The following is a 26,767-nucleotide window of genomic DNA, read 5'->3' as shown; positions in this document are numbered from 1 at the left end:
GCACTAGGGCATGCCAGGAGGAGGATCGCTTTGTCCGGGGGAACCACTCTGGTTCGACGAAGCCTGATCGGGCTGTGGGACTGCGCTGCATGGTGCATCGCCGTCGGCCTGATCGTCGGGACTCGGTACGAGTTCTACCTCAGCGTTGAGCAGTGGAACACCGTGTTCCTCTACATGGGACTAGCGTGCCTCACTCAGCTCGTCATCGGTGCGCTGCTCAAGATCTACCGCGGCAAGTACCGCGTCGGGAGCTTCGAGGAGAGCCTCGGCCTGCTGCTCTCGATGGTGGTGGTCGCCCTAGCACTCCTCGTCGCTTTCGTCCTCATCCGCGGGCTCGCGGAGTTCCCGCGGGGCATTGCCTTCCTCGCCCCTCCCTTTGCGCTCATCATCATGGCCGCGGGCCGGTGGGCTTATCGCGCGTGGACTACGTCGAAGCGCCCTTCGAGTGACGATGCCGAGAACGTCCTTATCTATGGCGCGGGCGACGCCGGGTATCAACTGCTTCGCCTTGTCGACATGGATACGTCTTCGCCGTACCGAGTCGTCGGTCTGCTCGACGACGACCCGCGGAAGCGGCACCTCAGTCTGCTCGGCCGTCAGGTACTCGGCGGGCGTGAAGACCTTGTCCGCCGCGCGCATGAGCGCGACGTCACCACGGTGATCCTCGCGATCTCTGCGGCGAGCAAGTCGATGATCGCCGAGGTCGCTGATGTCGTCGAGAGAGCGGGGATGAAGTTCCTGCTACTCCCGCCGCTCAACCAGATTCTCGGTGGGCGCGTCAAACTCAGCGACGTCAAGGAAGTCGACATCGCCGACATTCTCGGGCGCCGCCAGGTCAACACCGACATCGGCTCCATCGCCTCCTACCTCACCGACAAGCGCGTCCTCGTTACGGGGGCCGGCGGATCGATCGGCTCCGAGCTTGCACGCCAGGTCCACAAGTTCGGGCCCGCGGAGCTCATCCTGCTCGACCGCGACGAGTCCGCCCTCCACGGTGTCCAACTGTCCATTTACGGCAAGGCACTGCTCGACACTCCGGACATGGTGCTCGCGAGCATCCGCGACAAGGAAGCGCTGCGGGAGGTCTTCGAGCGGCACCAGCCCCAGGTCGTCTTCCACGCCGCAGCACTCAAGCACCTGCCGATGCTCGAGCAGTACCCCGACGAGGGGTGGAAGACAAACGTCGTCGGCACCCAGAACCTGCTCGAACTCTCCGCGGAGTTCGAGGTGGAGAAGTTCGTCAACATCTCCACCGACAAAGCAGCGAACCCCACCAGCGTGCTCGGTAAGACGAAGCGGCTCGCCGAGCAGCTCACCGCCTGGTTCGGACAGCACGCGAGTGGCACCTATCTCTCCGTGCGCTTCGGCAATGTGCTCGGCTCCCGCGGTTCGATGCTCCACACCTTCCGGCAGCAGATCGACCGGGGCGGCCCCGTCACGGTCACCCACCCTGATGTCACCCGCTACTTCATGACCATTCCCGAGGCCAGCGAACTTGTCATACAGGCCGGCGCTATCGGCAGCGACGGCGAAGTACTCGTCCTCGATATGGGTGAGCCAGTCAAGATCCTCGACGTCGCCCGCCGCCTTGTCACCCATTCAGGTCAGAACATCGAGATCGTCTTCACTGGACTGCGCCCAAACGAGAAACTCCACGAGGACCTGTTCAGCGAGCACGAAGACGGCGTCCGGCCACATCACCCCCTCGTCTCACACGTGTCTGTTCCCCCGATCGATCCGAGCCACGTAGAACGAACTGTGGAGACCAGCTCGCTGCGACACACGTACGCCGCCGCCGATGAGAGGAGTGGGGAAGCATGACCGCGCGGATCTACCTCTCACCTCCCGACATCGGTCCCGCCGAAGAGGCCGCGGTGCTGCGGGCGCTTCGCTCCGGTTGGGTAGCTCCCCTCGGCCCCGAAGTTGATGCTTTCGAGCGAGAGGTTGCTGAATACACCGGCCGCTCCCACGCGGTAGCTCTATCTTCCGGAACCGCGGCGCTTCACCTTGCACTGCTCGCATGGGGCGTGGGACCAGGCGATATCGTCATCACTGCCTCCATGACCTTCGCCGCGACTGCGAACGCCATCGCTTACACCGGGGCAGAGCCCGTTTTCGTCGACTGCGACCGAACCGGCAACATCGACGTCGAACTGCTCGCGCAGGCTCTCTCCGACCAGCGCACCCGCGGCAGACGAGTGGCTGCGATCATCCCGGTCGACCTCCTCGGGAAGGTCGCCAATTACGAAGCAATCGCCAGTCTCGCGCGAGAGCAAGGGGTGCCCGTTCTCTCCGACGCCGCAGAATCCCTGGGTGCCCGCCGCCATGGACGACCAGCGGGGAGCTTTGGCGAGGCTGCAATTGTGTCCTTCAACGGAAACAAGGTTATGACCACGTCGGGCGGAGGGATGCTGTTGACGGACGACGGTGCTCTCGCCGCGCGTGCTCGGTACCTCGCTACGCAAGCACGGCAGCCGGTAATTCACTACGAGCACACCGACGTCGGCTACAACTATCGGCTCTCCAACCTACTTGCGGCACTCGGCCGCGCCCAGCTCGGGCGTCTCGATGCCATGATCGAGCTTCGGAGAGCGACAAGACGGCGTTACCGAGACCTGTTCGCGACGACCCCGGGAGTTACGATCTTTGGAGCGCCCGACGGCGCGGACAGCGACGGTCCTACGCGAGACAACTTTTGGCTCACCTCGATTTTGGTCGACTCGGAGGCGGCTGGCTGGTCGTCCGCCAATCTACAGCAATACTTGGCAATACACGGGATTGAAGCCCGCCCCCTGTGGAAACCCATGCACCTGCAGCCAGTTTTTGCCGGTGCGGTCGCCTATACGAACGGCACGGGCAGCGACCTGTTCGCCCGCGGGTTATCACTGCCTAGTGGATCCGTACACAATGACGCCACCTTCGCGCGTATTGCCGACTGCATCGGGGACTTCCTACATAGGCGAACCGAAGCTAAGGGGGCACAGTGATGAGTCTGCCGCGCTATGACGGCATAAAGCGTGGTGTCGACGTCATTCTGTCCAGTGTCGGCCTCGTCCTCACCGCGCCGCTTCAGATCGGCGTCGCCGTGCTCGTGCGGGTGAAGCTGGGCGCGCCGGTAATATTTCGCCAGCAGAGGCCAGGCGCGAATGCCAAGGTGTTCACGCTCTATAAATTCCGCACCATGTTGCCCCCAGACCCTGAGCGCGGCCGGGTTTCTGATGCTGCGCGCCTTACCCCGCTCGGCGCCTTCCTTCGGTCCACAAGTCTCGACGAACTACCTTCACTGTGGAATGTTCTTCGTGGGGACATGAGTCTCGTTGGCCCGCGACCGCTGCGCACCTACTATCTGCCTCTCTATACACCCGAGCAAGCTCGCCGACATGAGGTTCGGCCTGGAATAACCGGCTTAGCACAGGTCACGGGCCGCAACGAACTTCCCTGGGAAGACCGGTTCCGGCTGGATGTGACGTACGTAGACAACCGATCCATCACTCTCGACCTGTCAATCCTCCTACAAACCGTATTTCGAGTGCTTCGGCGCTCGGGCACAACGGCGCCCGGTCACGTTACGATGCCCCCATTCACGGGATCTGCTGGGACAGACAATGACTAAGCCAGTACTCGCGATTATTGGGGCCTCCGGAGCGGGCCGTAGGGTAGCCGACATCGCTTTAGATATCATCGAAGCGTCCGTCACGCGACCATTCGAGTCGCTAATCATTCTCGACGATGCACCAAGCTCGCTTAATCTTTCCCGGCTGCGGACTCTTGGTTTGGAGTACGGAGGCACACGTAAGGACTGGCTGCGGCACGGGCCACGGTCATACTACTCGATCGGCGTCGGCGACTCGAGGATTCGCGAGTCTTTGGACCGCGCCTTCGACAACCGGGGACACACTGCTGCCATTCTCGTGGCCCCTACCGCACGGGTCAGCCGCAGTGCCCACATTGGTCCAGGCTGCGTAATCTCACCGGGTGCTGACCTCTCGACGAACACCCGCATTGGCCGATTCGTTCACGTCATGGCGAACGCTGCCGTGAGCCACGACGTCGTTCTCAAAGACTATGTCAATGTCAATCCCGGAGCCGTCATCGCCGGTGAGTCTCGCATCGGAGAAAAGTCGATGATTGGGGCAGGTGCAGTCGTGCTGCAGGGATTGACTGTGGGAGCTAATGCCACCATAGGCGCCGGAGCGGTTGTTACCCGCGACGTCCCTGATGGCGCCGTCGTCAGAGGTGTGCCAGCCCGATGAAAATGGCGATGCTGCTGTCACACCCCAACCCTGTGCGGCCGCCAAGTGGTGCGCCCTACCCACTTTGTGCATGCTGGCGTGGGTCGCCCAACGTCTTCGCCGCGGCGCGCGCCGCAGTCACTAGCACTGACCATATTCCAATCAGCCATGGAACACACGAATGACCCCAGGACGAGAATCGGAACCCTTTACGTTGCACACTTCGCCCCAAGCGCCACCCGCACAGAGCCCAAGTGTTCTGGCTTTCTACCTACCCCAGTACCATCCCATTCCCGAGAATGACGAGTGGTGGGGATCAGGCTTTACGGAGTGGCGAAACGTAGCGAGAGCCAAGCCTCTTTACCGCGGACACCGCCAGCCGAAACTGCCGGGCGACCTAAGCTTTTACGACCTTAGGGTGCCCGAGGTACGTCAGGCTCAAGCCGATTTGGCACGACGGTCAGGCGTGACAGGATTCGTTTACTGGCACTATTGGTTCGGCGACGGTCGCCGTCTACTCGAACGACCCTTCAACGAAGTGCTGCGGAGCGGTGAACCAGACTTTCCTTTTGCGCTGGCATGGGCCAACGAGAGCTGGTCGCGCCGCTGGTACGGCGACGAACGGACGATCCTTATGGAGCAACGCTACCCGGGCATCGCAGACTACGAAGCGCATTTCCGCAGCCTCGTGCCCGCGTTTAGCGATACACGCTACATTCGCGTAGACGGCAAGCCACTGTTCTATGTTTATCGTCCGCGCGATCTCCCCAGCCCGCTTGAGTTCACGGACACGTTCAGACGATGCGCTGAACGCGCTGGTTTTGGCGACCTCTATCTGGTCGCGGGCGATTCCACCATGGATCCAGCAAACTATGGATTCGACGCCAGTTACGCTCAGCCCAATCTACTGTCGCGTCGCGCACTAGCCAGTAACCCCCGATCAGTCCTAGCGGCGGCGTCACGGATGACAGTTGAACGTGGCGGTCCTGTCCGAATCTCATACCGGAGGCTAATGCGTGAGTTCGAGTCGCGAGAGACTCGGCCGTGGACCGAACATCGTGCGGTTATGCCGAACTGGGATAACACTCCCCGTCGTTTCCGGGGTGGCATCGTTTTGACGGGATCAAGTCCGAGCGCCTTCAAGTCGCACATCCGTTCCGTTGTCAGGTATACGCATGGCCTACCTGCTCCACGACGCCTACTCTTCCTGAAGAGCTGGAACGAGTGGGCTGAGGGGAATTACGTCGAGCCCGATGAGGAGTACGGCCATGGATGGCTCGACTCACTGAGGGAGGTTCTCGTTGGTGCCCCACCGGAGAACTAAGCGAACAGCGAATAGCGTGGTTTTTGCAACCACCATCGAACGGTCTTCCAGAATATTCGCCCCTTTGTACCGAGCGCTTGTGAGCCAGGGGATATCGGTAACTCTCATATCGGGTGCAGACCCTTCTGAGACACTCCCGATTGCCAAGCCTCGAGGTCTCCGCACTATCCGCGTCAGCCTCACGAGAGACATCAATCTGCGGGCAGACGGACGCGCCCTCTTTCAGATCATCAGGCACCTCCGGCGTGAACGGCCATCGCAAGTCGTTTATGGGACACCTAAAGCATCGGCAATCGTGTCGATCGCGGCCTGGATCACCGGCGTTCCCAACCGCATATTCGTGCTCCACGGGTTACGATACGAAACCATGTCCAAACCCACGCGATACGTACTCTGGGCGACCGACGCTATAGCCGCAAGGCTGTCTACAACAACGGTATGCGTGAGCAGAAGTCTGCAGGACGTCGCCATTAGATCTAAGATCGCTCCGGCGAGTAAGACACTAGTTATGGGACATGGAAGCGCGCTAGGCATCGACCAATCGCGATTTCGGCCGGGTACTCCAGCAGATCGTCTAGCGGCGCGCTCCAATCTTGGTCTTAGCATCGATGCAGTCGCCGTTGGCTACGTGGGCCGCTTGACGAACGACAAGGGGATTACCGAACTTGCAACGGCGTTCAACTCCATACTGGACGAGTTTCCCAACTGTGTTCTGATTGTCGCAGGACCTCGCGATTCCACCGACGCTCTGCCGGCATGGGTTACCACTTGGCTGGATACGCACCCGAACGTTAAGTACGTGGGGCCCACCAACGCACCCGAGACGCTCTACCACGCTATCGACGTTCTCGTACTACCCACGAAGCGGGAAGGCCTCGGTCTTGTAGCGCTCGAGGCGTCGGCTAGCGGGGTCCCGGTGATCACAACGACTGCGACGGGGGCACGCGATGCCGTTGTACCTTTCGTTACCGGATTGGCTGTAGCCCCGGGAGATCCGATCGCTCTCGAAACAGCGCTCGCGTTTCTCATCCGCAACGCTGACCTGCGCAGCGAGCTGGGCCGTATGGGCCCCTCGACAATTGCTGGTAGGTTCTCAGAGCCAGCTCGTATCGACGATTGGATGGACCTCCTCCGAGTTCATGGAAAGGTCCGCTAGGTGCCTGAAACTGCCGCACGCAACCGCAAGCGCTTTTGGCTCGTAGTACTCGCGACTTGCATAGCGGTAGGAGGGATCGCCACAACAAGTTGGGGTCCGGCTCTACTCGTCCTCATCGTTGGCATATTTTCCGTTCAACGTGCATCGCGAATGCTGCGCCTGCCGCGCCGAGTCGGAACTTTGGCCATAGCATACAGTATTATAGCTTGCGTCATCGGGGCTACTTTGTGGCTCAATTCGCCCGGAGTCGACGCGTTAGCGTACGTGAAGGCTGGCGAGGGGCTAGCTGCGAACGGATTGGCTTCCGACAATGGCGTCTCGCGCACGGTCCTGGTGCCAGGCAAACAGGGCTACGCCTACCTTCTGGGCGGGCTCTTTCTCGTCCTAGGCACTAGTGGACTAGCAGCCGTTGCTCTGAACGCCTCTCTACTCGGCCTGACAATTGTGTTGACTTCCGCCACGGTGCAACTAATCGATGAGCGGGCGGTCAAGTACGCTCCGCTCCTCTTTGCTTCTTTCCCAGGCCTTCTCCTCTGGGCGGCCACGCCCCTTCGAGAAGCGTCGGTTCTTTCGCTTACGAGTCTCTTGCTCTATAGTTCCATTCGGTTGCAAACGCAGAGAGTTGCCGCAACGTCCGTAATAGTCGGCTTGTTCGCTATGACCGCTTTAGCCCTATTTCGTGGCCCGACAGCTATTGCTCTGGGTCCAGCACTTCTGATACTCGGCGCTGCCACTCGGCGCGGCCGGGGTCGGACTTTCAATCTAATATTGTTGGGCGGCGGACTCGCACTCGCTGCAGCCCTCGTTCTTCCATCGATATCTGGCATCCTCACGCGCTTCGATACCGAGAGAATCTCCGTTTCTCAATCGGAACTCGCTGGCGCATCCTCGGGCTTTGTCGTTGGCGGCGAAGGCGGCATAGGCACTCTATACTCACTCGGCCGAGTCATGTTAGGTCCCTATCCCTGGGAAGCCGCGGCGGCAGGAATCGGTCTGGCGAGCGCACCGATCTGGTGTTATGCCGTATTTCTGTCAGGCGTCGCGGTCCATCGCTATCGGATGCGCACCCTTGTGGCCCTTGCTGGTATTGCAATCCTCGGGGTCGCGCTCGCGATCTCCAGCGGCAACTACGGCACCTTACTCCGTGTCCGATTGCAGATTGTGCCCTTCCTCGTTGTCGCCGGGAGCCTCGGAGCCTCGGCCATCTCTAAACGGCGCTTTCGTCGGCGTGAGTTGGCGAAGGGCGGATTGAATTGATGAGACCACAGCGGGTCCCTCAAAGCCGTCGAGGAGGAAAGGTCTGGGCGGCCGCGATTGGCGCGACAGTCGTCGGGTATGCGGCTGGACAAGGTCTCAACCTCCTGGCACAAACGTTTCGTGTACCGGTTGTCGTTCGCGAACTTGGACTTGCGGGCTACGGAACCTTAGTCCTCTTAACCACTCTGAGCGTCTTTTTTACTGTTCTGGGCCTTGGGATTACGGATCACGCCCGTCTTGAACTCTTGGCCGACAGTGATCACGGTCGGCCGACTTTCCCTCGGACACGTAGGCTGTGCCGAGCATTTACCGGCATCATTCTCGCACTCATGCTCGTATGGTTGTTGGTTCGCCTTGTAATGTTATATGCGTCCAGTCGTCCTTTGGGAGACTTTGTCGCAGCAGAGGGGGTTGTCCTATTCCTCGTCCTTGTCGGATCCCTGAGCCTGTGGCTCTCGCCGAACCTTGCGGTTCTCGAAGTAGATGGCAGCACCGGGTTAAGCAATTTTCTTAAGGGCCTCGGCGCGCCGATCGGTCTCCTTCTAACGGTCGTTGCGTTCGGACTGTCAAGTTCCGTCGGGGTAGCGGCGATTGCATGGGCTATAGGCCTCGCTTGTCCGTATGCGATCGCGCTTGCGCTAGTTCGGGTGCGATATCGGACCATTTATTACGAGAACTTCGATGACGAAGGCACGCGCGACATTCGAAGGTCGACGGAGCGCCCTAGTTACGGTCTTGCGCTCGTTCCTTTGGTGGCGTTCTTGGCGACTGGGCTCGACCCTTTTATTGTGAACGGATTGATGTCAGCGGAGGACGTCTCGGCATACTCAGTGGCGAACAGGCTTGGAGCTCTCATCCTGGTTCTATCCGCTGCGATGCGGCCCTTGATCTGGACCTGGATGGGCCGCGAGAGATTGCATGCCTCGCCGCAGCTTGCGCGAAGAAATCTACTAATGGCTCTAGGTGCAATGACGGTAGGAACCGCCCCAGTCGCCGCAGCGCTCGTGGTCGTTGGGCCCGTCGTGGCACGATTGCTCGCTGGGGCCGAAATCTCAGCACCAAGGTCCTTATACCTCGGCTTTGCCATTTCGGGACTATTTGCCGCGCTGTTCTCAGTTTGCCAAGCCTCATTGAGCGGCAGTACTGGACGACGAACGCTCTTCTGGCTTTCGATTTTTGTAGCGCTCTTCAATATTGGACTATCCGTAATCTTGTGTCTTCGGACCGGGCTCGCTGGTCCTGCATGGGCGGGCGCGATAGCGAACTCCGTCGCTGTATTGTTCTGCTTAGTTCTCGCTTGGCATAAGCCCGAGCGACTGGCCGACGCTAAGCCCCGGACGGTTGGGCAGCACGAGTCAGCAGACGAGTAGCCCGCGAGGTGGGTTCCTCAGGATCCTGTCGCGTCATCCCGTCAGACACGTCGTGCCCGGGTTGGCGCGTTCGCCCTGGTTTGATTACCGGTCGGTTGACTTTAGGGCAGCGTATAAGCGCGAGAGTGCCTTCGACTTGGAACGATGAATCGCCCTGGGTCTGATGGAGACTCGGATTATTGGATCGCGACCAGGGTTTGGTCACTCCGGTTGGCAGCGTAGTACCCCTGCTCGTACTCGATGGGCGGGAGGTCGTTGAGGTAGCCGTGCAGACGCTGGGTGTTGTGCCAGTGCACCCAGCCGAGGGTGGCGAGCTCGACGTCCTCCACGCTCTTCCACGGCCCGCGCTCGGTGCGCACCGGTCCGCGGATAAGCTCGGCCTTGTAGTAGCCGTTGACGGTCTCCGCCAGTGCGTTGTCATACGGGTCGCCCACCGTCCCGATGGAGGGAACGGCGCCGATCTCGGCCAGGCGTTCGCCGTAGCGCAGCGAGGTGAACTGCGATCCTGCGTCGCTGTGGCAGCGCAGCCCCGGCAGCTTCGCGCCGCGGGACCAGCGGGCCATCTCGATGGCGTCCAGCACCATCTGGGTGCGCATGTTGGACGCCACGCGCCAGCCCACGATCGCCCTGGAGAACGCGTCGATGATGAAGCAGACGTAGGCGATCCCGGCCCAGGTGGGCACGTACGTCAGGTCGGTCACCCACAGCTGGTTCGGCGCCGACGCGGTGAAGTCCCTGTCCACGAGGTCGGGGTGGCGGGCCGCGGCCAGATCCGGACGCGTGGTGCGTACCCGGGCAGTGCGCACCACCCCGGAGATCCCCTCGGCGCGCATCAAGCGCGCTACCTGGTCACGGCCGACTTTCAGTCCCTCGCGACGAGCGGCCTTCCACAGCTTCCTGGCGCCGTAGACGCGATAGTTGACCTCCCACAGCTCGCACAGCCGGGGCGCCAGCTCGGCATCACGCACTGCCCTGGCCGACGGCGGCCGGGACTTTGCGGCGTAGTAGGTGCTCGGAGCGATCTGCAGTCCGTGCTCGCGCAGCACGCGACAGATCGGCTCGACTCCGAGCCGGCGACCATCGACGACGTCCTGGCAGTTGTCGTCGATGAACGCCACGATCACTTGTACTGACGGTCGAGCTCCGCCCCAAAGAAAGACGCGGCCCGCTTGAGGATCTCGTTCGCGCGCCGCAGCTCGCGGTTCTCCTGTTCCAGGGCCTTGATCCGAGCCGATTCCTCCGTACTCACCCCGGGGACCTCACCGTCATCGATCTCGGCCTGCTTGACCCACAGCCGCACCGACTCCGGCCCGTAGCCCAGCTGGTCCGCCACGCGCTTGATCGTTCCCTGCGAGGTCCCCAGCTCGGCCCGCAGCGCCCGAACCATCCGCACCGCGGCCGCCTTCTCCTCCTCGCTGTACCGCCGCGTCGACGGCCTCCCAGCGCTCTGTCCTGATGCCATGACTCCATCCTCGTTTCCAAGCTCAGGAGTCTCCACCGAACCCAGGGCGATTCAGACACAGGTGTGGACCTGGGTGCCGTAGTGCCGCCCCGCCGCAACGATCTGGGGGTGGCGCACCGCGACGCCTGCGACGTGGTCGATGCTCACCGTCCTGGCGTTGTCGGTCAGCACGTAGGTCGGCGCCCCGCCGATCCGCCGCAGCGTGGCGTCCAGGCAGGCGATCAGCGTCGGCAGCGTCTGGTCCCACACCGGGATCACCACCCGGAAGCGTGACCAGGCCAGCCATGCGCAGAACAGCAGCGTGCGCCGCAGCGTCCCGTCCGGACCCGGCACCCGGGGTCCTTCGCCCCAGTCGAACTGCAGCCACAACCCCGGCTCGGTGATCCACGGCCGATAGGTGCGCCGATGCCCGACGCGCCAGGCCGCCTTGGCCTCCGCGACGGCTCGGCGGGTGGTGCGCTCGGTGCCGGTGAACCCCATCGCCACCAGGCGGCCGTGGATGACGTCGGCGCGGACCTTGCCCTGACTGCGCTCGACCCACTCCTCGATCTTCGGCATGTGCTCGTCGATCATCCGCGGACGCCGCGACGCCCCTGTCACCGGACGGCCCTGGTCGCGCGCTGCGGCGTAGCGGCGCACCGTCTTCGGGTCGACCCCGGCCAGCTGCGCCGCCGAGTGCGCGCTACCGGTGGCGTCATACGCCTCAAGAATCTCCATGATCTCCCTGTCACACTTCTTCATGCGTCCCTCCGGTGGAACTGCTCAAGGTGGTCGAAGACCTCGAGCAAACCCCGGAGGGACGCCCACGACGGGACCGACACGGGCCCGGCCCCATGGCCACAGACAGGGAGATCAACTGTCCGTCAGCAGGGAAGTCCGCGTCCGCCTATAGGGCGGTTGGCATGTCCGCTAGCAGTGCCGGCACCGACTCTGGACCACCACGATTGCTTGGCTAGGAGCATGTCCCCCGGGAAATTGCCGATCTGGTGTGGCTCATTACGGGCCTGCCTCGTCGTGACTTCTAAACCTTGGCCGACGCCGACAGCTGTCGACGGCGCTTGAAGACTGAGCAGTAACGGCGCTCGAAAGGTGAGCACTCTCCCGACGATTGGAGTGTGATCACCATGGAGGACTGGGCGCTGATCAGGAGGCTGGCCGCCGAGGGTGCACCGAAGGCCGCGATCGCCAGAAGGCTGGGTGTCTCGAGGAACACGGTCATCAAGGCCGTGGCGTCGAACGGCCCGCCGAAGTACGACGCAGGCCGGGCCCTTCGTCGTTCACGCCGTATGAGGCGCGGGTCCGTCAGCTGCTGGTAGAGACGCCGGATATGCCAGCGACGGTGCTGGCCGAACGGGTCGGGTGGACGGGGTCGATTCGCTGGTTCCGGGACAACGTCAACTGGCTGCGGGCCGACCATCGCCCGATCGACCCGGCCGACCGGCTAACGTGGACGGCCGGGGACGTGGCCCAGTGTGACCTGTGGTTCCCGCCGCGAAAGATCCTGCTTGAGGACGGCTCGCGGGCACTGCTGCCGGTGCTGGTCATGACGTGTGGCTACTCCCGCTTCACCCTCGGGAGGATGCTCCCGACCCGTAAGACCCCCGACCTGCTGCTCGGGACGTGAGCGCTGCTGTCCCAGCTGGGGCGGGTGCCGCGCCGGCTGATCTGGGACAACGAGTCCGGCATCGGACGAGGGAAGGCGACCGAGCCGGTCGCGGTGTTCGCCGGGACGCTGGCGACGAAGGTGGTGCTGCTGCCACCGCGGGATCCGGAGTCAAAGGGCCTGGTCGAGCGCCGCAACCAGTTCTTCAAGACCTCCTTCATGCCCGGTCGGCACTTTGAGTCCCCGGCCGACTTCAACGCCCAGTTCACCCACTGGCTGACCACGGGTCGTGCGCACGATCAAGGCTCGTCCGGTGGACCTGCTCGCGGCGGACCAAGAAGCGATGCTGGCCTTGCCACCGGCCGTGCTGCATCTGGGCTGGCGTAACCACGTGCGGCCTTGGCCGGGACTACTACGTACGCATCGACACCAGCGACTACTCCGTAGACCCCCGCGCGATCGGAGCCCGGGTAGACGTGGCCGCCGACCTCGTCGTCGTCCAGGTCCGCAGCGGCGGGCGACTGGTGGTCGAGCACCCACGCCGGTGGGCGTGCGCGATGACCATCACCGACCCCGCCCACATCACCACCGCCGCAGCACTGCGACACGATGGGTGTGACAGCCTGAAGTGGCCCCAGCTGGGGGCGTAGTGCTGGCTTGACTTGGCCCATTCTAGACCGAGACGTGCGCGGGCTTCTGCAACGGGTCGGCGGCCTGAGTCGCCGCCATGGAAGCCCGACGGGTTGAGCGAGTGATGGCCCACAGCACCTTCGTTCTCCGCCACGGGCGCGTTAACCGAGGGCAGATACGTGGTCGCTGGGAACCTGTGGGAGGATGCTTCGGCACGAGCATCCGGCTACCGGGGGTATCAATTGGAACTGGGCGACTACCTTAGTGTGCTGCGAAGTCGGTGGATCACTGTTGCGGTGGTCACTCTCGCCACTCTAGCCGCAACGGCGTTAGCGACGCTGTTGGCGACCCCGCAGTACACCTCGTCCACGCGAATCTTCTTTGCGGTACAGGCCGGGGAGTCGGTATCGGATCTCGCGCAAGGCTCGACCTTCACCGAGAAGCAGATGGCTTCGTATGCGGAGGTGGCGAAATCTCCCATCGTCCTCAAGCCTGTCGACGAGTCGCTGAATCTGAATGCTGATCCCCGTGTATTGGGTGACGCACTGGCCGTCTCTGTCGCCGCCGACACGACGATTCTCGTCATCTCCGCGACAGATGAAGATCCGGTCCTCGCTCGCGATATTGCCAACGCTGTCGCCGACCAGCTCGCTGACACGGTAGGCGGGCTCTCGCCGGAACGTCAGGACGGTACTGAGGCGGTTCGCGCCACGATGCTGAGCGAGGCACAGGTTCCAGACTCACCGTCGTCCCCCAACACGACACGAAACCTCGCTCTCGGACTCGTTCTCGGAGCGGTGCTCGGTGTCAGCGTCGCGCTATTGCGAGCGGTCCTAGACACCAAGGTCCGAGACGAGGCTGATATCTCGGCCATTTCCGATATCACCCCGCTGGCGGCCGTCCCGCTCGACGAGTCGTCAAGCGGTCACCCTGTGTTCATGCACGACGATTCAATGAGTCTTCGCGCCGAAGCGATCCGTCGCCTTCGCACCAATCTTCAGTTCGTCGACTTCGGGGATCGCCCGAGCTCAATCGTTGTGACCTCATCGGTACCTGGCGAAGGCAAGACGACGACGTCGATCAACCTCGCCGCCTCCTTGGCCGACGCTGGCGCTCGCGTCATCCTCGTCGATGCGGATCTCCGCCGACCGAGCGTGGCGAAGTACATGGGCTACGAGGGGCGGGTCGGTCTCACCACGGTGCTCATCGGCCGCGCGAACGTCGAGGACGTCGCCCAGCCCTGGCAGGGCACCTCCCTGGACGTCCTTCCCTCCGGACAGGTTCCTCCCAACCCCAGCGAGCTGCTCGGCTCGCGGGCGATGTCGCGACTCCTCACCGATCTCGCGTCCACCTACGACGTCATCGTCATCGACAGTCCTCCGCTGCTGCCCGTCACAGACGCGGCGATCCTGAGCAAGATGACCGGCGGCACGCTCGTCGTCGCAGGAGCGGACCGGCTCCACAAGCAGCAGCTGCGCTCCTCGCTCGAGTCGCTCGAGCAGGTCGGTGCGCACGTGCTCGGCATCGTGCTCAACAAGGCGCAGCGCAAGGAGCGCGACCGCTACGCCTACGAGTACTACAGCAGCGAGGACCCCGCCCTCACGGGGACCAGGGCGTCGCGCAACGGTCGAGGTAGCCGCAAGGCCGCGCAGGCCGCGGCGACCCACGCCAAGCGGTCGACGTGGCCCGGTGAGCGGATGTCCGTCACGCGGCGCTGATCACCAGTCGGTGGCGACGACAACGTGGTCGTCCAGCCACAGCCACATCGCTCCTGCGCTGGCGGAGACGGCGATCTGCGTGACGTCGGCGCCCTCGTCGGTGCATACCGGCTCGGCAGCACCGTCGATGCTCATGGTGGCGACGGCGAGACGGTCTCCGCACGAGTCGTCCGCGCCGGCGATTGCGTAGGCGTCAGCGGCTACACCCACGGCCTCGACGTCCATCCCGGGCTCGCTCCCGGACCACGAGGCGCCGCCGTCCTGCGTCAAGGCGAGGCTCGCGTCGGCGCACAGCACCGCGGCATTGACGGCGTTCAGGGCGGCCAGCTCGACCACCTCGCACGGAGCGTCGACCTCACCCACCGGAGTCGACAGTACGTCGCGGTCGTCCGGCAGCTGGTACCAGGAGCCGCTGAGGTACTCATCATGCGTGGACCACGATGCGCCGGCGTTCGCGGACGAGACGTACGTCGGCTCGCAGTCCGCTCCCCCGCCGATGGCAAAGAGGCTCTCTGCGCCAAGCACGCGAAGCCTGCTGACCGGGGCGAGCTCCAGTGGTCGCGCCTGCCATGTCCGGCCACCGTCAACGGTGTGCTCGAGCGCGCCCGGGTGCGCGCAGTCACCAACCGTCGCGCGCCACGCCGTGGTGGCGTCAAGGTTGACCAGCAGGCGCTGAGCCTGCGGGAGACTCTCGACGCCCTCGGCCGGAGCCAGCTCTCCCGGGTCCTGCTTCGCGCGCCGCGAGCCGCTCTCGTCGATCTCCTGCTGTGGCCCCTCCGCCGTCGCGCCTGCGGCCTCGCTCCGCTCGTCCACCGACGGGGCGGTGGGACGGAGCACGAGCAGCGCGATCAGCACGACGTTCACGACGACGAGACCGCCGACAGCAGCGAACGACCACCAGCGGGGACGAGAAGCCATGGGTTCACCTTCGAGTGGTCTGGGGGCCTGGGGCGCCGTCAGGGCCCCTGCAACCGGGCAGGAGGGCGGTAGCCACGCCGACCCACGAGTACGCCTCTCACGGGCCCTCCTGTGCGGTTCTGGCGCGCCATGCCCCTTCCGGCGTTCGAAAGGCCCCCGCGACCGAAGTCGCGGGGGCCGTCCGAACGGTCTTGACCTTGGGGTGTCAGGCAGTGACCTTGCCGCGGCGAGCGAAGAAGAGAGCCGCAGCGCCGACCAGCAGCAGCAGCGCGCCGCCGATGATCAGCGGGGTGGCGGTCGCGCCGGTCTCCGGCAGAGCCGGGCCGGCAGCCTCATCACCGTCGCCAGCGCCGGGAGCAGCGGCGCCGCCGTCGCCCACGACGATCTGGATGGTGTCGCGGACGTTACCGTCACCGTCGGTCGCGATGATCTGGTAGGTCCCCTCCTCGGAGAGGGTCAGGTTGAAGGTGGCCACGCCGGCGACCGCGGTCACGGGACCGTAGGTCTCGATGTCCGCCTCGTCGCCGCCGACAAGGCCCACGGTGAGGGTGATGTCGGTGCCGGTCGGAGCGGTGACGTTCACGGTGAAGGTCTCACCGGGAGCCGGGTTGGTGGTGGACACGGCAATGTCGAAGTCGTCGTCCGAGTATTCCGGAGCGGCGAACGCCGCGCTCGGAGCGAGGACGAGCAGAGCCGCGGCAAAGAGCCCGGCCAGAACGCGTCGAATCATAAGTAAAGCCCCCAATGGGTCGTCGAGACCGCGGGTAGGTGTGATCGGTCGGGTCAAGGTTATCGGCTACTGTCGACATGTCAACGTCGATGAGGTGAACCTCTCACCACCCGGACCGGGCGTCATGCGAAGTATCGGATCGTGAGCGTATCCCGGACCAGTCGTGATGTCGATCACCGTCGTCACCGACTCGCCCTCGGCCAGCACCACACGACGTCCTGCGACCACCTGTCCTTCGTGCACCTGCGGGAACGCCTCGACCTCGCCCTCGGGGTCACGCACGTCAGTGATGCGCCCTCCCGTCGGCGCGTAGACGAGGAGGTTGGAGCGCATTGACCCCTTGGGCACCGCACCACCGCCACCCACAAGAGACTCCGGAAGCGTAGCGGCGCCCTCCGGCACGTCGGAGGAGAGCGTGACGGTCACGGTGAGGTCCTGTGCCCCGTTCGCGTGGCACTGCGTGGACTCGAGGGTGACGTCCATGTGCTGGTAGTAGGCGATCTTCGCGGCGCTGAGGTCGTTGACGTAGACGCCGACGACGGGGGCACCGTCACCGTTGTCCCCGCGGAGCTCACCGCTGAGGACCGTCCCGCTGAGCAGCTCCTGCTCACCCGCGTGGGCAGACCACGCGAGCAGCCGGCCCTCGTCCGCGGCCTGCGCCAGCGCAGCCACCGTGGCCGTCGGCTCGGCTCCACCGTTCATCACGCGGGAGAAGATCTCGGCCGCGGCGAGCTGGAAGAAGTCGTCCTGGTCCTCGGGGTCCGCGATCTGCCGGTAGACACCGTTGAGCATGACGTCCGCGGCGTTGTCGGCGGTGAGCTGGGAGCCGTTACCGAGTAGGTCGCTCGGCGCACCCACCGCCCACAGCTCCTCCTGGGAGATCTCGATCGGTCCCGTGGCCTCGAGCAGCGAGCCCAGGGCCACCGGGTCGAGTGAGAACACGCCGTCGACCTGCCCGCCCATCTCCTGCTCCCACATCGCCGTGATGATCTCGGCGCTCCGCGGGAAGTGCGGTGTGGCGGTGACGTTGCCGGGGTAGCGGGCGAGCTGGGTGCCGAAGAGGGCGACCTCGGTGTCGGTGAGCTCCACAGCGTGCTGGGGGAAGTAGCCCACGCTGCCGGCGGACCGCACGGAGTCGAGCTCGATCGCGCCGTCCTCCGCCCGCAGGTGGAGGAACGCGCCGGTGAGGCCGCCGGTGGCCCGCGGCTCGGAGTTGTTCTGCACCATGAGGACGTACTCGCGCGGCTCCTCGGCGCCGAGCATCGGCGGGATGAGCTGCACCGCACGGGAGGCGGTGGCCGTGACTCCGGCGACGTCGTCGAGCTGGGCCTCGAGGTCGGTGAGCGGACCACGCAGCACCTCGAAGATCTGGTCCAGGTTGATGTCCGCCAGCCGCTCCTGGGCGCGGCCGATGGCCTCGTCCGCCGCAATCACGCGAGGTGCGGCCTCCTCGAAGGGGGCGAGGTCGATGCGACCGTCCTGCGGGGCGAGGCGGGCCGGGTCGACGATCTCGGTGGCGGCCACGAGGTCGGGCAGGACCTCGACGGCGAGGTCGTCCACCACCTCGGTCGCTGTACGCGCCGCAGCGACGTTCGGGCCGATGTACGGCACGTTGGCGGCGACCGACCAGTGCGGCCCGGAGAGCGACTCGCGCGCCTCGCCCGTGTGGTCGTGGAGCTGCGCGGCCGTCGCCGCCGCGGTGTCGCTCTCACCGTTGAGCACCTGCTGCCGGAGGTCGGTGACCAGCGGCATCGCGGCACGCAGCTCGGTCTGGGCCGCGCGGGCCTGGAGCGCGAAGACGACGACCAGCGTGACGAGCGCCAGCAGGATGACGGTGACGACGAGCGCAAGCACAGTCCGACGGCGGCGCTGCTGGCGGCGACGACGCGAGCGGGCGCCGTCGTCGTCGCTACGGGGTGCAGGACCGTCGTCCTCGAGCCAACCAGGAAGGGTGTCCGTCACGGGGCCATTTCATCACGTGTGCCTGGGGACGTGGAGCGGCGGCCCGCACGACGGACGTCGCGCGGGCCGCCTGCCCGTGCTCAGCGCGGGTTGTAGGTCTCCACCACCGTCGAGTGCGAGAACCCGGCCGTCACCCCTCCCCCGGCGACGACGATCCGGTTCCCCACCAGGAGCGGGAAGATCCCGTGCCGCGCCGTCGGCATCGGCGTCCCCAGCCGCCACGAGTTCGTGGCCGGGTTGTAGATGTCGACGCGGTTGTAGACGCGGTTCGCCGTGGCCCCGGCACCGTTCTGCGTCTCGCCACCGATGACGTACATCTCGCCGTCGTACCAGACCGCCTTGCCCATCCCGCCCCGCGCCTGCGGGAGCGGAGCGAGCCCGGAGCCGGACGACGCGCTCGAGCGCCACGTGTTCGTCGCGGGGTCGTACACCTGGAGGGTGTCGAACCCGTTGGCGACGACGTTCGCGTCACCGCTGCCCGGGCCGCGACCGCCCGCCACGTAGAGCTTGGAGCCGTCCGTGGTCGACGCCGCGTGGTTGCGCCCCTGCGGCATGGGCGCGATCTCGGTCCACGAGTTCGTCGCCGGGTTGTAGACGGCACTGCGCGTGGTCGTCGTCGAGCCGATGATCCCGCCGGCGGCGTAGATCTTGCCGTTGATCACTGCCGTCGAGATCGACCCTGCCGCGAACGGCATGTCCGCACCCAGTGTCCAGGCGTTCGTCGCCGGGTTGTAGATCTGCACCTTCCCGGCCGAGCCGCCGCCCAGCCCGCCGATGAGGAACAGCCGGTCCCCCACCACCTCCGCGGCGTGGTGGTGGCCGCGGTACGGCCGCATCGCGAGGCCGGACTTCCAGCTGCCGGTCGAGACGTCGAACGCCACGGTCGAGCTGTTGCTCTCACCGATCATGTACATGCTCTTGCCGATGATCCCGCCGGCGACCTCCCCGATCGACACCGGCATCGACGGGCTGGACTCCCACCGGTCGGCGAACCGGCCCGCCCAGTTCGTCACCGCGTGGCTTCCGGTGGTCAGGTAGAGGACGTCCCCGACCATCGCGGCCACCGGCGTCTTCCGGCCACCGGGCAGCTGGGGCAGGTTCGTCCAGACGTCCTCCCTGGGGTGGTACGCCGTGACGTAGCGGCTGGCGATGTTGCCCGGGTTCGTCCCGCCGAGGACGACGATGGAGCCGTTGCGGACGACGACGGCGGCGTGGCTCCGGGCGACCGGCAGGCTCGCCACCTTCGTCCACGCGTTGGTGGCCGGGTCGTAGCGGTGGACGTCCGACTGCAGGCCGGTGTTCTCGTTCTCGTTGTGCTGACCGCCGATGGCGTAGACCTTGCCACCGAGCGTCGCACCGACGAGGTGGTTGCGGGGGTTGGGCATGGGCGCCCGGGCCTGCCACGTCGTCCCGCCGTCGAGGTTGAGGACCCAGTGGTCGGGCTCGTCGGGGTCGGCGGTGGAGCCGGCCACCCGGCTGGTCCCTCCGAAGAAGTGGAGGGTGCGCCCGACGATGGTCGCCGCACCGGCGCCGCGTGCCTCGGGCAGCGGCGGGCCGGCGGACCACGTCAGGGTCTCCGTGTCGAACTTCCACACGTTGCGCGTCGACCCACCGGGGTGGTTGCCGTCGTACCCGCCGACGAGCCAGATCGTCTTGCCGTCCGCGACGGCCGGGGAGTGCGTCAGCTGCTGCGGCATGTCGGGCAGGCGCGACCACGAGTTGGTCACGGTGTCGTAGACGTCGCTGCGGGCCGTCGTCTTGGTGCCGGTCTGGAAGCCACCGAAGGCGTACACCTTCGTGCCGACGGCGGTGCCCTGGGCCTCCGAGCGGCCGATGGGCGAGTCGGCCTTGCTGTCCCAGGAGAACAGCGAGGGGTCCTGCGGTGAGGTCGGCGGCTCCTCCTCGTCCGGTGGCGGCGGCTCCTCCTCGTCCGGCGGTGGGGTGCTGCCGTCGGGGAAGACGACCTCGATCGCGGAGACCTTCGGCTGGTTGACCGAGGCGGTGAAGGTGAGGTCGAGCGTGCCGTCGGTGACGGTCGGGGTGAAGGACCGCACCACGGCGGCGTTCGCGCCGACGGCGGCGTGGATGTCGTAGTCGTCGACCTCGACGGGGCCGCCCTCGATGTTGACGTCGAAGATCCGCTTCCCGTTGGCCGTGAAGTAAATCTCGGCGAAGTGCAGCCGCACGGTGTACGTGCCGGCATCCGGCGCCGGGATGGCGTAGGAGAAGCCGGTGAGGTCGGCGGTGGCGCTCCGCTCGGTGCGGTAGAGGACGTCGTCGGTCGTCCCGCTGATCGCGGTGGAGGACGACGTCGACCAGGACTTGCCGCCGACGACGTAGCTGTCCGCCTGCCAGGCGACGCCTCCGGTCGTGACCGCCGGTCCGCCGGCGTTGATCCGCAGCGTGGTGCCGTCAGCGGGCGGGTCGGTCGGGTCCGGGTCGGGCGTGGGCTCCGGGTCGGGGTCGGGCGTGGGCTCCGGGTCGGGGTCCGGGGTGGATCCGGGCGATACGACCTCGATGGCGGAGATCTTCGGCTGGTTGACCGACGCGGTGAAGGCGAGGTCGAGGGAGCCGTCGGTGACCGTCGTCGTGAAGGTCTTCACCTCGGCGGCCATGGCGCCGACGGCGGCGTAGATGTCGTAGTTGTCGACCTCCACCGCACCGCCCTCGATGTTGACGTCGAAGACGCGCTTGCCCGACCCGCCCGCTCCGCCGCCGGTAGCGCCGAAGTAGATCTCGGCGAAGTGCAGCCGGACGGTGTACTCCCCGTCCGCGGGGGCGGGGATCGCGTAGGAGAACCCGCCGAGGTTCTTCGTCGCGCTGCGCTCCGTCAGGTACAGGACGTCATCGGTGGTGCCGCTGATCGCCGAGACCTTCGAGTTGGAGTAGGACTTCCCGCCCGAGAAGTAGGTGTCGGCCTGCCACGTGACACCTCCGGTCGTCACCGCGGGGCCACCGGCGTTGATGCGCAGGGTGGCGCCCTCCGCCGGCGGTTCCTCACCGGGGGGCTCCTCGACCGGCGGCTCCTCGTCCGGCGGGGGCGCGGCCGGCTCCCCGACGGTGAAGTTCACCTCGAGGACCTCCACGTGGCCGTCCGTCGCGGTGATGCGGGCGGCGATCGAGTGCGGCCCGTCCGCCACGGTGGCCGTGTTGAACGCGTTGGCCTTCGTCACCGAGCCACCGGCGAAGTCGTACGGCCCCTCGCGCTCCACCTGGCGCGGTGAGCCGCTCATGTCGGGGTTGTCGAGCCAGAACTCGACCTTCGCGATGGCGGGGTCGGTGGGGAGGTAGATGTAGGCGTTCCCGTCGATGGCGGCGCCACTCAGCCCGATCGAGCCGCTCCGGTCGGCGCTCCCACTCACCCACAGGTCGAGGTCGGCCGCGTGCCCGAGGGCGGGGAGCTGCGGCAGCAGCGCCACCACCATGAACGTGGCCAGGGCCGTCCATACCGAGCGGCGACGGCGCCTCCGTCCGGGCCGGTCACGCTCCGAGCGATGAGAGAGCGCCGAACGAGTCAGGGCTGACATCCAAGCCTCCATTGCCGTCGTCATGTCCGCCCGAGGATTGCCTGAAACTACCGGTTCGGCGCCGCCGAGCGGGACGGATTGGAGGGTGATTCGAGCTGTCGGTGGGGGTGGTTCTCCTGCACGCGTCGCGGCGAGCGCCGCCTCCAGGGCCCCGTCTCGGTGCCCGTCACCCCGCGCAGTCACCCGGAGTGATCGGGCGGCACTCGCCGCTCTCCACCCCTAATCGTCCTCCGGGGACCGCCGCGTGGCGGGAGACCGCGATTAGCGTCCGACCCGGAAAGACGGACAAAGGGGACCACGATGGCCTACCGCTCAGGAGAGCAGTTCACGATCCTCGTCGTGTGTATCGGCAACGTGTGCCGGTCCCCCGCGGTCGAGCACCTCCTCCGGTCCGCGCTGCACGGCGACAGCGGCGTCGCCGTGCACAGCGCGGGCACCCGGGCACTCGTGGGCCAGCCGGCAGCGGCCCCGATGGCCCGTCTGCTCGGGCAGCAGGGTGCCGACGTCGCCGGGTTCACGGCCCGCGGGATCACCGCACCGATGCTCACGGGCGCCGACCTCGTGCTCACCGCCACCCGTGAGCTGCGCGGCGACGTCGTCGAGATCGTGCCCTCCGTCGTCCGCCGCACCTTCACCGTGCGGGAGTTCGCCAGGCTCGCCGGGCAGGTCACGCCGTCGGACCTCGACGACGCCGCAGGCCCGGACGCCGGCACCGCAGAGCGGCTCGCCGCACTCGTCCCGCTCGCCGCTGCGCGACGCGCGGGGATCCCGATCGAGCTCGACGAGATCGTCGATCCCTACCTGCAGAGCGACGAGGTGTACCAACAGTCCTTCGCCCAGATCGTCGCGGCGGTCGAGGCGATCGGGCGGGTGGTGCTGGAGCCCAGTCCGGCACTCGTCTGACCGGCGACCCGGCGACAACCGGCGTTACCCGGCGAGCGCGCGGAAGCCTCGCGTCTGCCACGCCGCGTAGTCCTCCTCCGCCTCGGCGAGCACCCGCTGGTTGATGCGCGCCAGCGGGTTGATCTGCGCGATGAGCGGCTCGCAGTCCGGTCCACGGCCGCGGACCTCACCTGCAACAAGCCACGGCTCGGCGCCCGCGTGCGCGAGGTGTGCGCGACGGGCGAGCTGGCGGGCGATCCACACCCGAGCCCCGGCGCCCCACCACGACTCCGGGCACAGCGGCCACGCCGGCACCCCCGGGAGCAGGTTGCCGCTCTCGCGCTCACGCCGTGCCGCCACGTCCCGGTCGTCCGGGGTGTAGCTGAACCGCACGTAGAGGTCGGTCCGGGTCCCGCAGAGCTCGACGACCTGCCCGATGGTGTGCAGGACGGGTAGCTCGTACCCGCCACGAAGGACGTCGTAGACCTGCCTGGTGCCTGTCGGGTCGATGAGCGTCATCGTCTGCTCCCCACGCGCCGTCGTCGTGGCTCCGATACGCCGCCCGCGCGAGCCGTTGTCCCTGACGATTCTGCGCCCGATTCGTCCCACCCGCCACAGGACCAACGTCCCAAGACGTCGGAGCGGCGGCCTGCGCACGGGTAGGCTCGAAGACCACGCCCACCACGGAAGGGGACGGCCATGGCGTACCGCTCGGGCGAGGACTTCACGCTCCTCATCGTGTGCACCGGCAACATCTGCCGCTCCCCCGCGATCGAGCGCCTCTTCCGCTCCGCCTTCGTCGAGGGCAGCGGGATCACCGTGCACTCCGCCGGCACCGGGGCCCTGGTCGGCGAGCCGATCCAGCCGCCGATGGTCCGCCTCCTCGAGCAGTACGGCGTCCCGGCGGACGGCTTCGCCGCGCGGCGCGTCACCGAGCCGATCGTCGCCGGTGCCGACCTCATCCTCACCGCCACGCGCCAGCACCGCGCCGACGTCGTCGACGACGTCCCGGCGGCCGTCCGCCGGACCTTCACGGTGCGCGAGTTCGCGCGGCTCGCCTCCGCCGTCGACCCGGCCGAGCTCGACGCCGCCGCCGGCCCCGACGCACGTCCCGCGGAGCGCCTCGCGGCGCTCCTCCCGCTCGCCTCACGGGAGCGGGAGCAGGTGCCGGCCGAGCTGGACGACATCGTGGACCCCTACCGCCGGTCCGACGAGGTGTACGAGGAGTCGTTCAGCCAGCTCATCGAGGCGGTGCGGACCATCGCGCAGGTCGTCCTCGGGGTGCGGGCCGGCTGAGCCGGAGAACGGAAGCCACACAGGCGGACGTGTCTCAGGGCTGGAAGCCGGCCGGCGGGCTCATCGGGTCGGCCAGGGTGCCGGGGACGGTGCGGCCGTCCACGAAGGTCGCGACGGCGTCACCCACCTCCCGCGGCTTGTCGACGTGGACGTCGTGCCCGGCGCCAGGGAGGTAGAGCAGCCGATGATCGGGGAACGCCTCCAGGTAGTCGGTGGCGGATGCCCAGTCGAGGTAGTCGCACTGACCCTTGATGACGAGGATCGGGACGCGGGGGTGTCCGAGCTGGGCGGCAAGGCTGGCGCCGGAGGCGTGGTTCCAGGGCACCGCGTTGGCGTAGAAGCCCAGCCCGTGCAGGGCCGGACCGGTGCGGCCCGGGCAGTGCAGCGCGGGCAGGGTGCGGGCGTAGACCCGGTCCTGGCGGGCATCGACCTCCGGGTCGTCCGCCAGGGCGTGCGCCGCGGCCGGGTCGACCATGACGAGGGCGTACGTGATGAGGGCCCGTGGCGAGACCATCAGCCGATAGACCCGCAGCTGCTCGGCGGTGGTGAGCCGGTCCTGGGGGCTGCCGCCCCCGTCGTCGAGTCCACCCGGGGACAGGAACACCGCCCGCTCGACCCGGCCCGGGTGCTCGGCGATGTAGCCGGCAGCGAGGGAGGCGCCGTTGGAGTGCCCGACGAGGATCACGCGGTCGGAGCCGATGCGCTCGATCACCCGCTCGAGATCGGCGAGCGCCAGGCTGTGGGTGTAGCCACTGGGGTCGGTCAGCCGTGACGAGCGACCGGCGCCCCGCTGGTCGTAGGCCCACACGTCGTGCCCCGCCTCGGCGAGGTGCCCGAACGCGTCGAGCAGGCCGGCGGTGTCGGGGACGCCGGGCCCGCCGTGCAGCACGATGACGGGAGCGGCGTCGGCGGCCTCGTCGGCGGCGCGGACGACCCCGAAGGCCACCGTCCCACCGTCCGGCAGGCGCCACGAGCCCGCGCCCGGCGGAACCACGGGCGGCACGGGCTCGTCACCCAGCGGGACGAGCATCGCCCCGAACGCGGCGACCACGAGCACCGCCCCGAGAGCGGCCACCGGCCAGGGACGAAGCGTCTCCGAGCGCCTGACGACGGTCCGCTGGATGACGATCCAGCCGGCGAGCGCGGTGGTGACGCCGGCGGCCATGAACAGGGCCGGTGTGGGCGTCACGGCGGCCAGCGTGAGCAGTGCGACGATCCCGGCCAGCACGGCGACGGTCACGCCGCCGACCAGGAGGGCGATGCGCCCGAGCCACACGAGTCCCGCCACGGGGATGGACCGTCCCCTGGTGGTGGCCACGCCTTCGACGGCCGGTGACCTCATCGGAGTGCTCCTCGATCGGTACGCCGCCGGTAGTAGGCGTACGTCGCCAGGGCGAGCGCGGGTCCCCACACCGGAGCCGGGATGGCGGCGGCGAGCCAGCTCGCGCCGTCTCGGGTCGACATCAGCACCAGGCTGACGGCGGAGGCGCAGAGCACGACCGCGACGATCGAGGCGGGCACGACGGCCGCCCACACCGGGACGGGGCGTCCCCGGAGAGCGGGGAGCCACGCGGGGAACACCTCACCCCAGCGGTAGATGAGGCCGAGGGTGAGGGCGGCGCCGCCAAGAGCGGCGAGTCCGAGGAGGATCCCGAAGACCCGCACGCCGGGACCGATGGCGTCCGGCCCACCCGGGGCGCCCTGGGGCCACGGGGTGAGCCAGGTCAGGCGGATCAGCGCGTACGGCATCGGGCTGGCCGCCGCGACCCAGGTGGCTGCCCGGCCCCAGCGGTCCAGCCGCGCCCGCGCCTCGGGTGTCAGGTGCTGGCTGCTGCCGCGACGTGCGGCAGCGACGGTGAGGGCGGCGAACAGCACGCCCCCGGCGGCCATGACGACCAGGACCGCAGGTCGCACCCCGACCCGGCGGACGCCGTCACGGATCTCGCGGAGCATGTCGAGCGTCGGTCCGCCGATCTCGCCGGTCACCACCCCGAGGGCGACGGCGCCACCGATCAGGGCGAGGAGCAGCAGGTTGCGTGGGTGCCGCCGTGCCCCGACGGCGAGCATGACCACGACGACGATCGGCCCGATGAGGGCCGTCGCGTAGCCGAGGAACGCGAGGAGCTGCACGTCGGGTACGAGCAGGCCGAAGACGGCGGCGTACCCCGCCCCCGCGAGGAGCAACGCCCGCCGGCCGGGTGTGTGGACGTCCGTGCGGCCGAGGAGGGTCGCCAGACCCGTCCCTGCCAGGCCGAGGACGAGGACGGTCCGGGCGGCCACGCCGGGCGGGACGCTCTCCATCAGCCCCATCGGCGCGTCCGCTTCATAGAGTGGGTAGGCCTCCGGAGCGAGCACCCACCACAGGCCCAGGCCGGCGCACAGTGCGGACCAGAGCACGGCAAGTGCCGTCAGCGACCCGTCGCGGCGACGGACGGTCCCCCCGCGTGCCGCCGTCACGGTGCCACGCGGCTGCCGTGCCGGCGGCGTCGATGCATCCTTGCTCGAGCGGACCGCTGAGGCCGATCGCTCGTCGATCCCGGTGTTCATGTCGTCGGTGTCCATGCCATGAGAGTTGCGCTGTCACATCCGGCTGGAATCGTGCTGCGGGATCGACAGCCCGCACCCCCGGGATGACGGTCGCGATACCGGGGACTCGACAAGGGCGTACGGCGTGACGACGTCGTGGCGCGCTCGAGCGAT

Annotated in this window: 22 protein-coding genes and 1 pseudogene; 14 read left to right on the top strand and 9 right to left on the bottom strand. The window is 66.9% G+C overall.

All coding sequences use genetic code 11. The features are described from left to right. Positions 1-30 precede the first annotated feature (30 nt). The 7 genes from VR894_RS03990 to VR894_RS03965 all read left to right on the top strand — a co-directional run bounded on the left by VR894_RS03990 (position 31) and on the right by VR894_RS03965 (position 7,969). On the top strand, positions 31-1,821 hold the full coding sequence (locus tag VR894_RS03990) for a nucleoside-diphosphate sugar epimerase/dehydratase (RefSeq protein ID WP_324650013.1): 1,791 nt from the start codon (positions 31-33) through the stop codon (positions 1,819-1,821). Further along, positions 1,818-2,987 (top strand): DegT/DnrJ/EryC1/StrS family aminotransferase, encoded by a 1,170-nt coding sequence (locus VR894_RS03985; RefSeq protein WP_324650012.1) that lies wholly within the window; start codon positions 1,818-1,820, stop codon positions 2,985-2,987. The genes VR894_RS03990 and VR894_RS03985 overlap by 4 nt, the downstream gene beginning before the upstream one ends. Next, positions 2,987-3,613 carry a sugar transferase gene (locus VR894_RS03980; protein ID WP_324650011.1) on the top strand — a complete coding sequence of 209 codons (627 nt, stop codon included), beginning with the start codon at positions 2,987-2,989 and terminating at the stop codon, positions 3,611-3,613. Before VR894_RS03985 ends, VR894_RS03980 begins: the two co-directional genes overlap by 1 nt. Further along, positions 3,606-4,253 (top strand): acetyltransferase, encoded by a 648-nt coding sequence (locus VR894_RS19105; protein ID WP_416380797.1) that lies wholly within the window; start codon positions 3,606-3,608, stop codon positions 4,251-4,253. Before VR894_RS03980 ends, VR894_RS19105 begins: the two co-directional genes overlap by 8 nt. A gap of 160 nt (positions 4,254-4,413) precedes the next feature. Further along, the gene (locus VR894_RS19100) at positions 4,414-5,556 is read left to right on the top strand and encodes a glycoside hydrolase family 99-like domain-containing protein (protein ID WP_416380796.1); all 1,143 of its coding nucleotides are present in this window, start codon (positions 4,414-4,416) and stop codon (positions 5,554-5,556) included. Further along, positions 5,537-6,712, top strand: a complete 1,176-nt coding sequence (locus VR894_RS03970; protein WP_416380795.1) for a glycosyltransferase — start codon at positions 5,537-5,539, stop codon at positions 6,710-6,712. The genes VR894_RS19100 and VR894_RS03970 overlap by 20 nt, the downstream gene beginning before the upstream one ends. A gap of 948 nt (positions 6,713-7,660) precedes the next feature. Further along, positions 7,661-7,969 (top strand): hypothetical protein, encoded by a 309-nt coding sequence (locus VR894_RS03965; protein ID WP_324650009.1) that lies wholly within the window; start codon positions 7,661-7,663, stop codon positions 7,967-7,969. Between the two features lie 1,546 nt (positions 7,970-9,515). Here the strand turns inward: VR894_RS03965 and VR894_RS03960 are convergent. Together VR894_RS03960 and VR894_RS03955 are read right to left on the bottom strand one after the other, a co-directional pair. Then, positions 9,516-10,801, bottom strand: a protein-coding gene (locus VR894_RS03960) for an IS3 family transposase (RefSeq protein ID WP_324650008.1) whose coding sequence is annotated in 2 segments (ribosomal slippage) — positions 9,516-10,489 and positions 10,489-10,801 — 1,287 coding nt in all. Because the reading frame shifts where the segments join, the coding sequence is not laid out codon by codon here. Between the two features lie 54 nt (positions 10,802-10,855). Next, positions 10,856-11,542: pseudogene (locus VR894_RS03955) on the bottom strand (IS21 family transposase); the annotation flags it as partial. A gap of 383 nt (positions 11,543-11,925) precedes the next feature. Between VR894_RS03955 and VR894_RS19095 the strand changes: the two are divergent. From VR894_RS19095 to VR894_RS03935, 5 genes are all read left to right on the top strand, one after another. Next, positions 11,926-12,117, top strand: a complete 192-nt coding sequence (locus VR894_RS19095) for a helix-turn-helix domain-containing protein (RefSeq protein ID WP_416380810.1) — start codon at positions 11,926-11,928, stop codon at positions 12,115-12,117. Positions 12,118-12,128: 11 nt separating this feature from the next. Continuing rightward, positions 12,129-12,425 (top strand): hypothetical protein, encoded by a 297-nt coding sequence (locus VR894_RS03950; protein WP_324650007.1) that lies wholly within the window; start codon positions 12,129-12,131, stop codon positions 12,423-12,425. Between the two features lie 24 nt (positions 12,426-12,449). Next, positions 12,450-12,791: a hypothetical protein gene (locus VR894_RS03945; protein WP_324650006.1), complete on the top strand. Its 342-nt coding sequence runs from the start codon at positions 12,450-12,452 to the stop codon at positions 12,789-12,791. Then, positions 12,677-13,054, top strand: a complete 378-nt coding sequence (locus VR894_RS19090) for a Mu transposase domain-containing protein (protein WP_416380809.1) — start codon at positions 12,677-12,679, stop codon at positions 13,052-13,054. The genes VR894_RS03945 and VR894_RS19090 overlap by 115 nt, the downstream gene beginning before the upstream one ends. Before the next feature lie 222 nt (positions 13,055-13,276). Next, positions 13,277-14,752: a polysaccharide biosynthesis tyrosine autokinase gene (locus VR894_RS03935; RefSeq protein WP_416380808.1), complete on the top strand. Its 1,476-nt coding sequence runs from the start codon at positions 13,277-13,279 to the stop codon at positions 14,750-14,752. Here the strand turns inward: VR894_RS03935 and VR894_RS03930 are convergent, their stop codons facing one another. The 4 genes from VR894_RS03930 to VR894_RS03915 form a co-directional block, all read right to left on the bottom strand. Next, positions 14,753-15,670 (bottom strand): hypothetical protein, encoded by a 918-nt coding sequence (locus VR894_RS03930; RefSeq protein WP_324650003.1) that lies wholly within the window; start codon positions 15,668-15,670, stop codon positions 14,753-14,755. A gap of 205 nt (positions 15,671-15,875) precedes the next feature. Continuing rightward, positions 15,876-16,457, bottom strand: a complete 582-nt coding sequence (locus VR894_RS03925; protein WP_324650002.1) for an LPXTG cell wall anchor domain-containing protein — start codon at positions 16,455-16,457, stop codon at positions 15,876-15,878. 9 nt (positions 16,458-16,466) lie between these two features. Beyond that, positions 16,467-18,362: a DUF4012 domain-containing protein gene (locus VR894_RS03920; RefSeq protein ID WP_324650001.1), complete on the bottom strand. Its 1,896-nt coding sequence runs from the start codon at positions 18,360-18,362 to the stop codon at positions 16,467-16,469. Positions 18,363-18,442: 80 nt separating this feature from the next. Beyond that, positions 18,443-21,889 carry a malectin domain-containing carbohydrate-binding protein gene (locus VR894_RS03915; protein WP_324650000.1) on the bottom strand — a complete coding sequence of 1,149 codons (3,447 nt, stop codon included), beginning with the start codon at positions 21,887-21,889 and terminating at the stop codon, positions 18,443-18,445. Between the two features lie 300 nt (positions 21,890-22,189). Between VR894_RS03915 and VR894_RS03910 the strand changes: the two genes are divergently transcribed. Then, entirely contained in the window at positions 22,190-22,792 is a 603-nt protein-coding gene (locus VR894_RS03910; protein ID WP_324649999.1) for a low molecular weight phosphatase family protein, read from the top strand. Between the two features lie 24 nt (positions 22,793-22,816). Here the strand turns inward: VR894_RS03910 and VR894_RS03905 are convergent, their stop codons facing one another. Next, a complete protein-coding gene (locus VR894_RS03905; RefSeq protein ID WP_324649998.1) occupies positions 22,817-23,290 on the bottom strand; it encodes a DUF6098 family protein in 474 nt (157 codons plus the stop codon). Positions 23,291-23,470: 180 nt separating this feature from the next. On the opposite strand from VR894_RS03905, the gene VR894_RS03900 reads away from it, so the two are divergent. After that, on the top strand, positions 23,471-24,067 hold the full coding sequence (locus tag VR894_RS03900; protein WP_324649997.1) for a low molecular weight phosphatase family protein: 597 nt from the start codon (positions 23,471-23,473) through the stop codon (positions 24,065-24,067). A gap of 34 nt (positions 24,068-24,101) precedes the next feature. Here VR894_RS03900 and VR894_RS03895 read toward each other — a convergent pair whose 3' ends face one another. Further along, positions 24,102-25,409, bottom strand: coding sequence for an alpha/beta hydrolase (locus VR894_RS03895; protein WP_324649996.1), 1,308 nt, complete (start codon positions 25,407-25,409; stop codon positions 24,102-24,104). Beyond that, positions 25,406-26,629 carry a hypothetical protein gene (locus VR894_RS03890; protein ID WP_324649995.1) on the bottom strand — a complete coding sequence of 408 codons (1,224 nt, stop codon included), beginning with the start codon at positions 26,627-26,629 and terminating at the stop codon, positions 25,406-25,408. Before VR894_RS03890 ends, VR894_RS03895 begins: the two co-directional genes overlap by 4 nt. Positions 26,630-26,767: the final 138 nt, after the last annotated feature.

The sequence above is a fragment of the Georgenia sp. H159 genome, from assembly GCF_035607575.1.
Classification (GTDB): Bacteria; Actinomycetota; Actinomycetes; order Actinomycetales; family Actinomycetaceae; genus Oceanitalea.
Note: the sequence above shows the minus strand (reverse complement) of the source record. Positions and strands in the feature narration are given on the sequence as shown.

What these genes read in the sequence shown, in the direction of transcription:
- VR894_RS03985 (WP_324650012.1), top strand. Translation starts at nt 1,818, where the DNA reads ATGACCGCGCGGATCTACCTCTCACCTCCCGACATCGGTCCCGCCGAA.
- VR894_RS03980 (WP_324650011.1), top strand. Translation starts at nt 2,987, where the DNA reads ATGAGTCTGCCGCGCTATGACGGCATAAAGCGTGGTGTCGACGTCATT.
- VR894_RS19105 (WP_416380797.1), top strand. Translation starts at nt 3,606, where the DNA reads ATGACTAAGCCAGTACTCGCGATTATTGGGGCCTCCGGAGCGGGCCGT.
- VR894_RS19100 (WP_416380796.1), top strand. Translation starts at nt 4,414, where the DNA reads ATGACCCCAGGACGAGAATCGGAACCCTTTACGTTGCACACTTCGCCC.
- VR894_RS03965 (WP_324650009.1), top strand. Translation starts at nt 7,661, where the DNA reads ATGTTAGGTCCCTATCCCTGGGAAGCCGCGGCGGCAGGAATCGGTCTG.
- VR894_RS19095 (WP_416380810.1), top strand. Translation starts at nt 11,926, where the DNA reads ATGGAGGACTGGGCGCTGATCAGGAGGCTGGCCGCCGAGGGTGCACCG.
- VR894_RS03950 (WP_324650007.1), top strand. Translation starts at nt 12,129, where the DNA reads ATGCCAGCGACGGTGCTGGCCGAACGGGTCGGGTGGACGGGGTCGATT.
- VR894_RS03930 (WP_324650003.1), bottom strand. Translation starts at nt 15,670, where the DNA reads ATGGCTTCTCGTCCCCGCTGGTGGTCGTTCGCTGCTGTCGGCGGTCTC.
- VR894_RS03915 (WP_324650000.1), bottom strand. Translation starts at nt 21,889, where the DNA reads ATGTCAGCCCTGACTCGTTCGGCGCTCTCTCATCGCTCGGAGCGTGAC.
- VR894_RS03910 (WP_324649999.1), top strand. Translation starts at nt 22,190, where the DNA reads ATGGCCTACCGCTCAGGAGAGCAGTTCACGATCCTCGTCGTGTGTATC.
- VR894_RS03905 (WP_324649998.1), bottom strand. Translation starts at nt 23,290, where the DNA reads ATGACGCTCATCGACCCGACAGGCACCAGGCAGGTCTACGACGTCCTT.
- VR894_RS03900 (WP_324649997.1), top strand. Translation starts at nt 23,471, where the DNA reads ATGGCGTACCGCTCGGGCGAGGACTTCACGCTCCTCATCGTGTGCACC.
- VR894_RS03895 (WP_324649996.1), bottom strand. Translation starts at nt 25,409, where the DNA reads ATGAGGTCACCGGCCGTCGAAGGCGTGGCCACCACCAGGGGACGGTCC.
- VR894_RS03890 (WP_324649995.1), bottom strand. Translation starts at nt 26,629, where the DNA reads ATGGACACCGACGACATGAACACCGGGATCGACGAGCGATCGGCCTCA.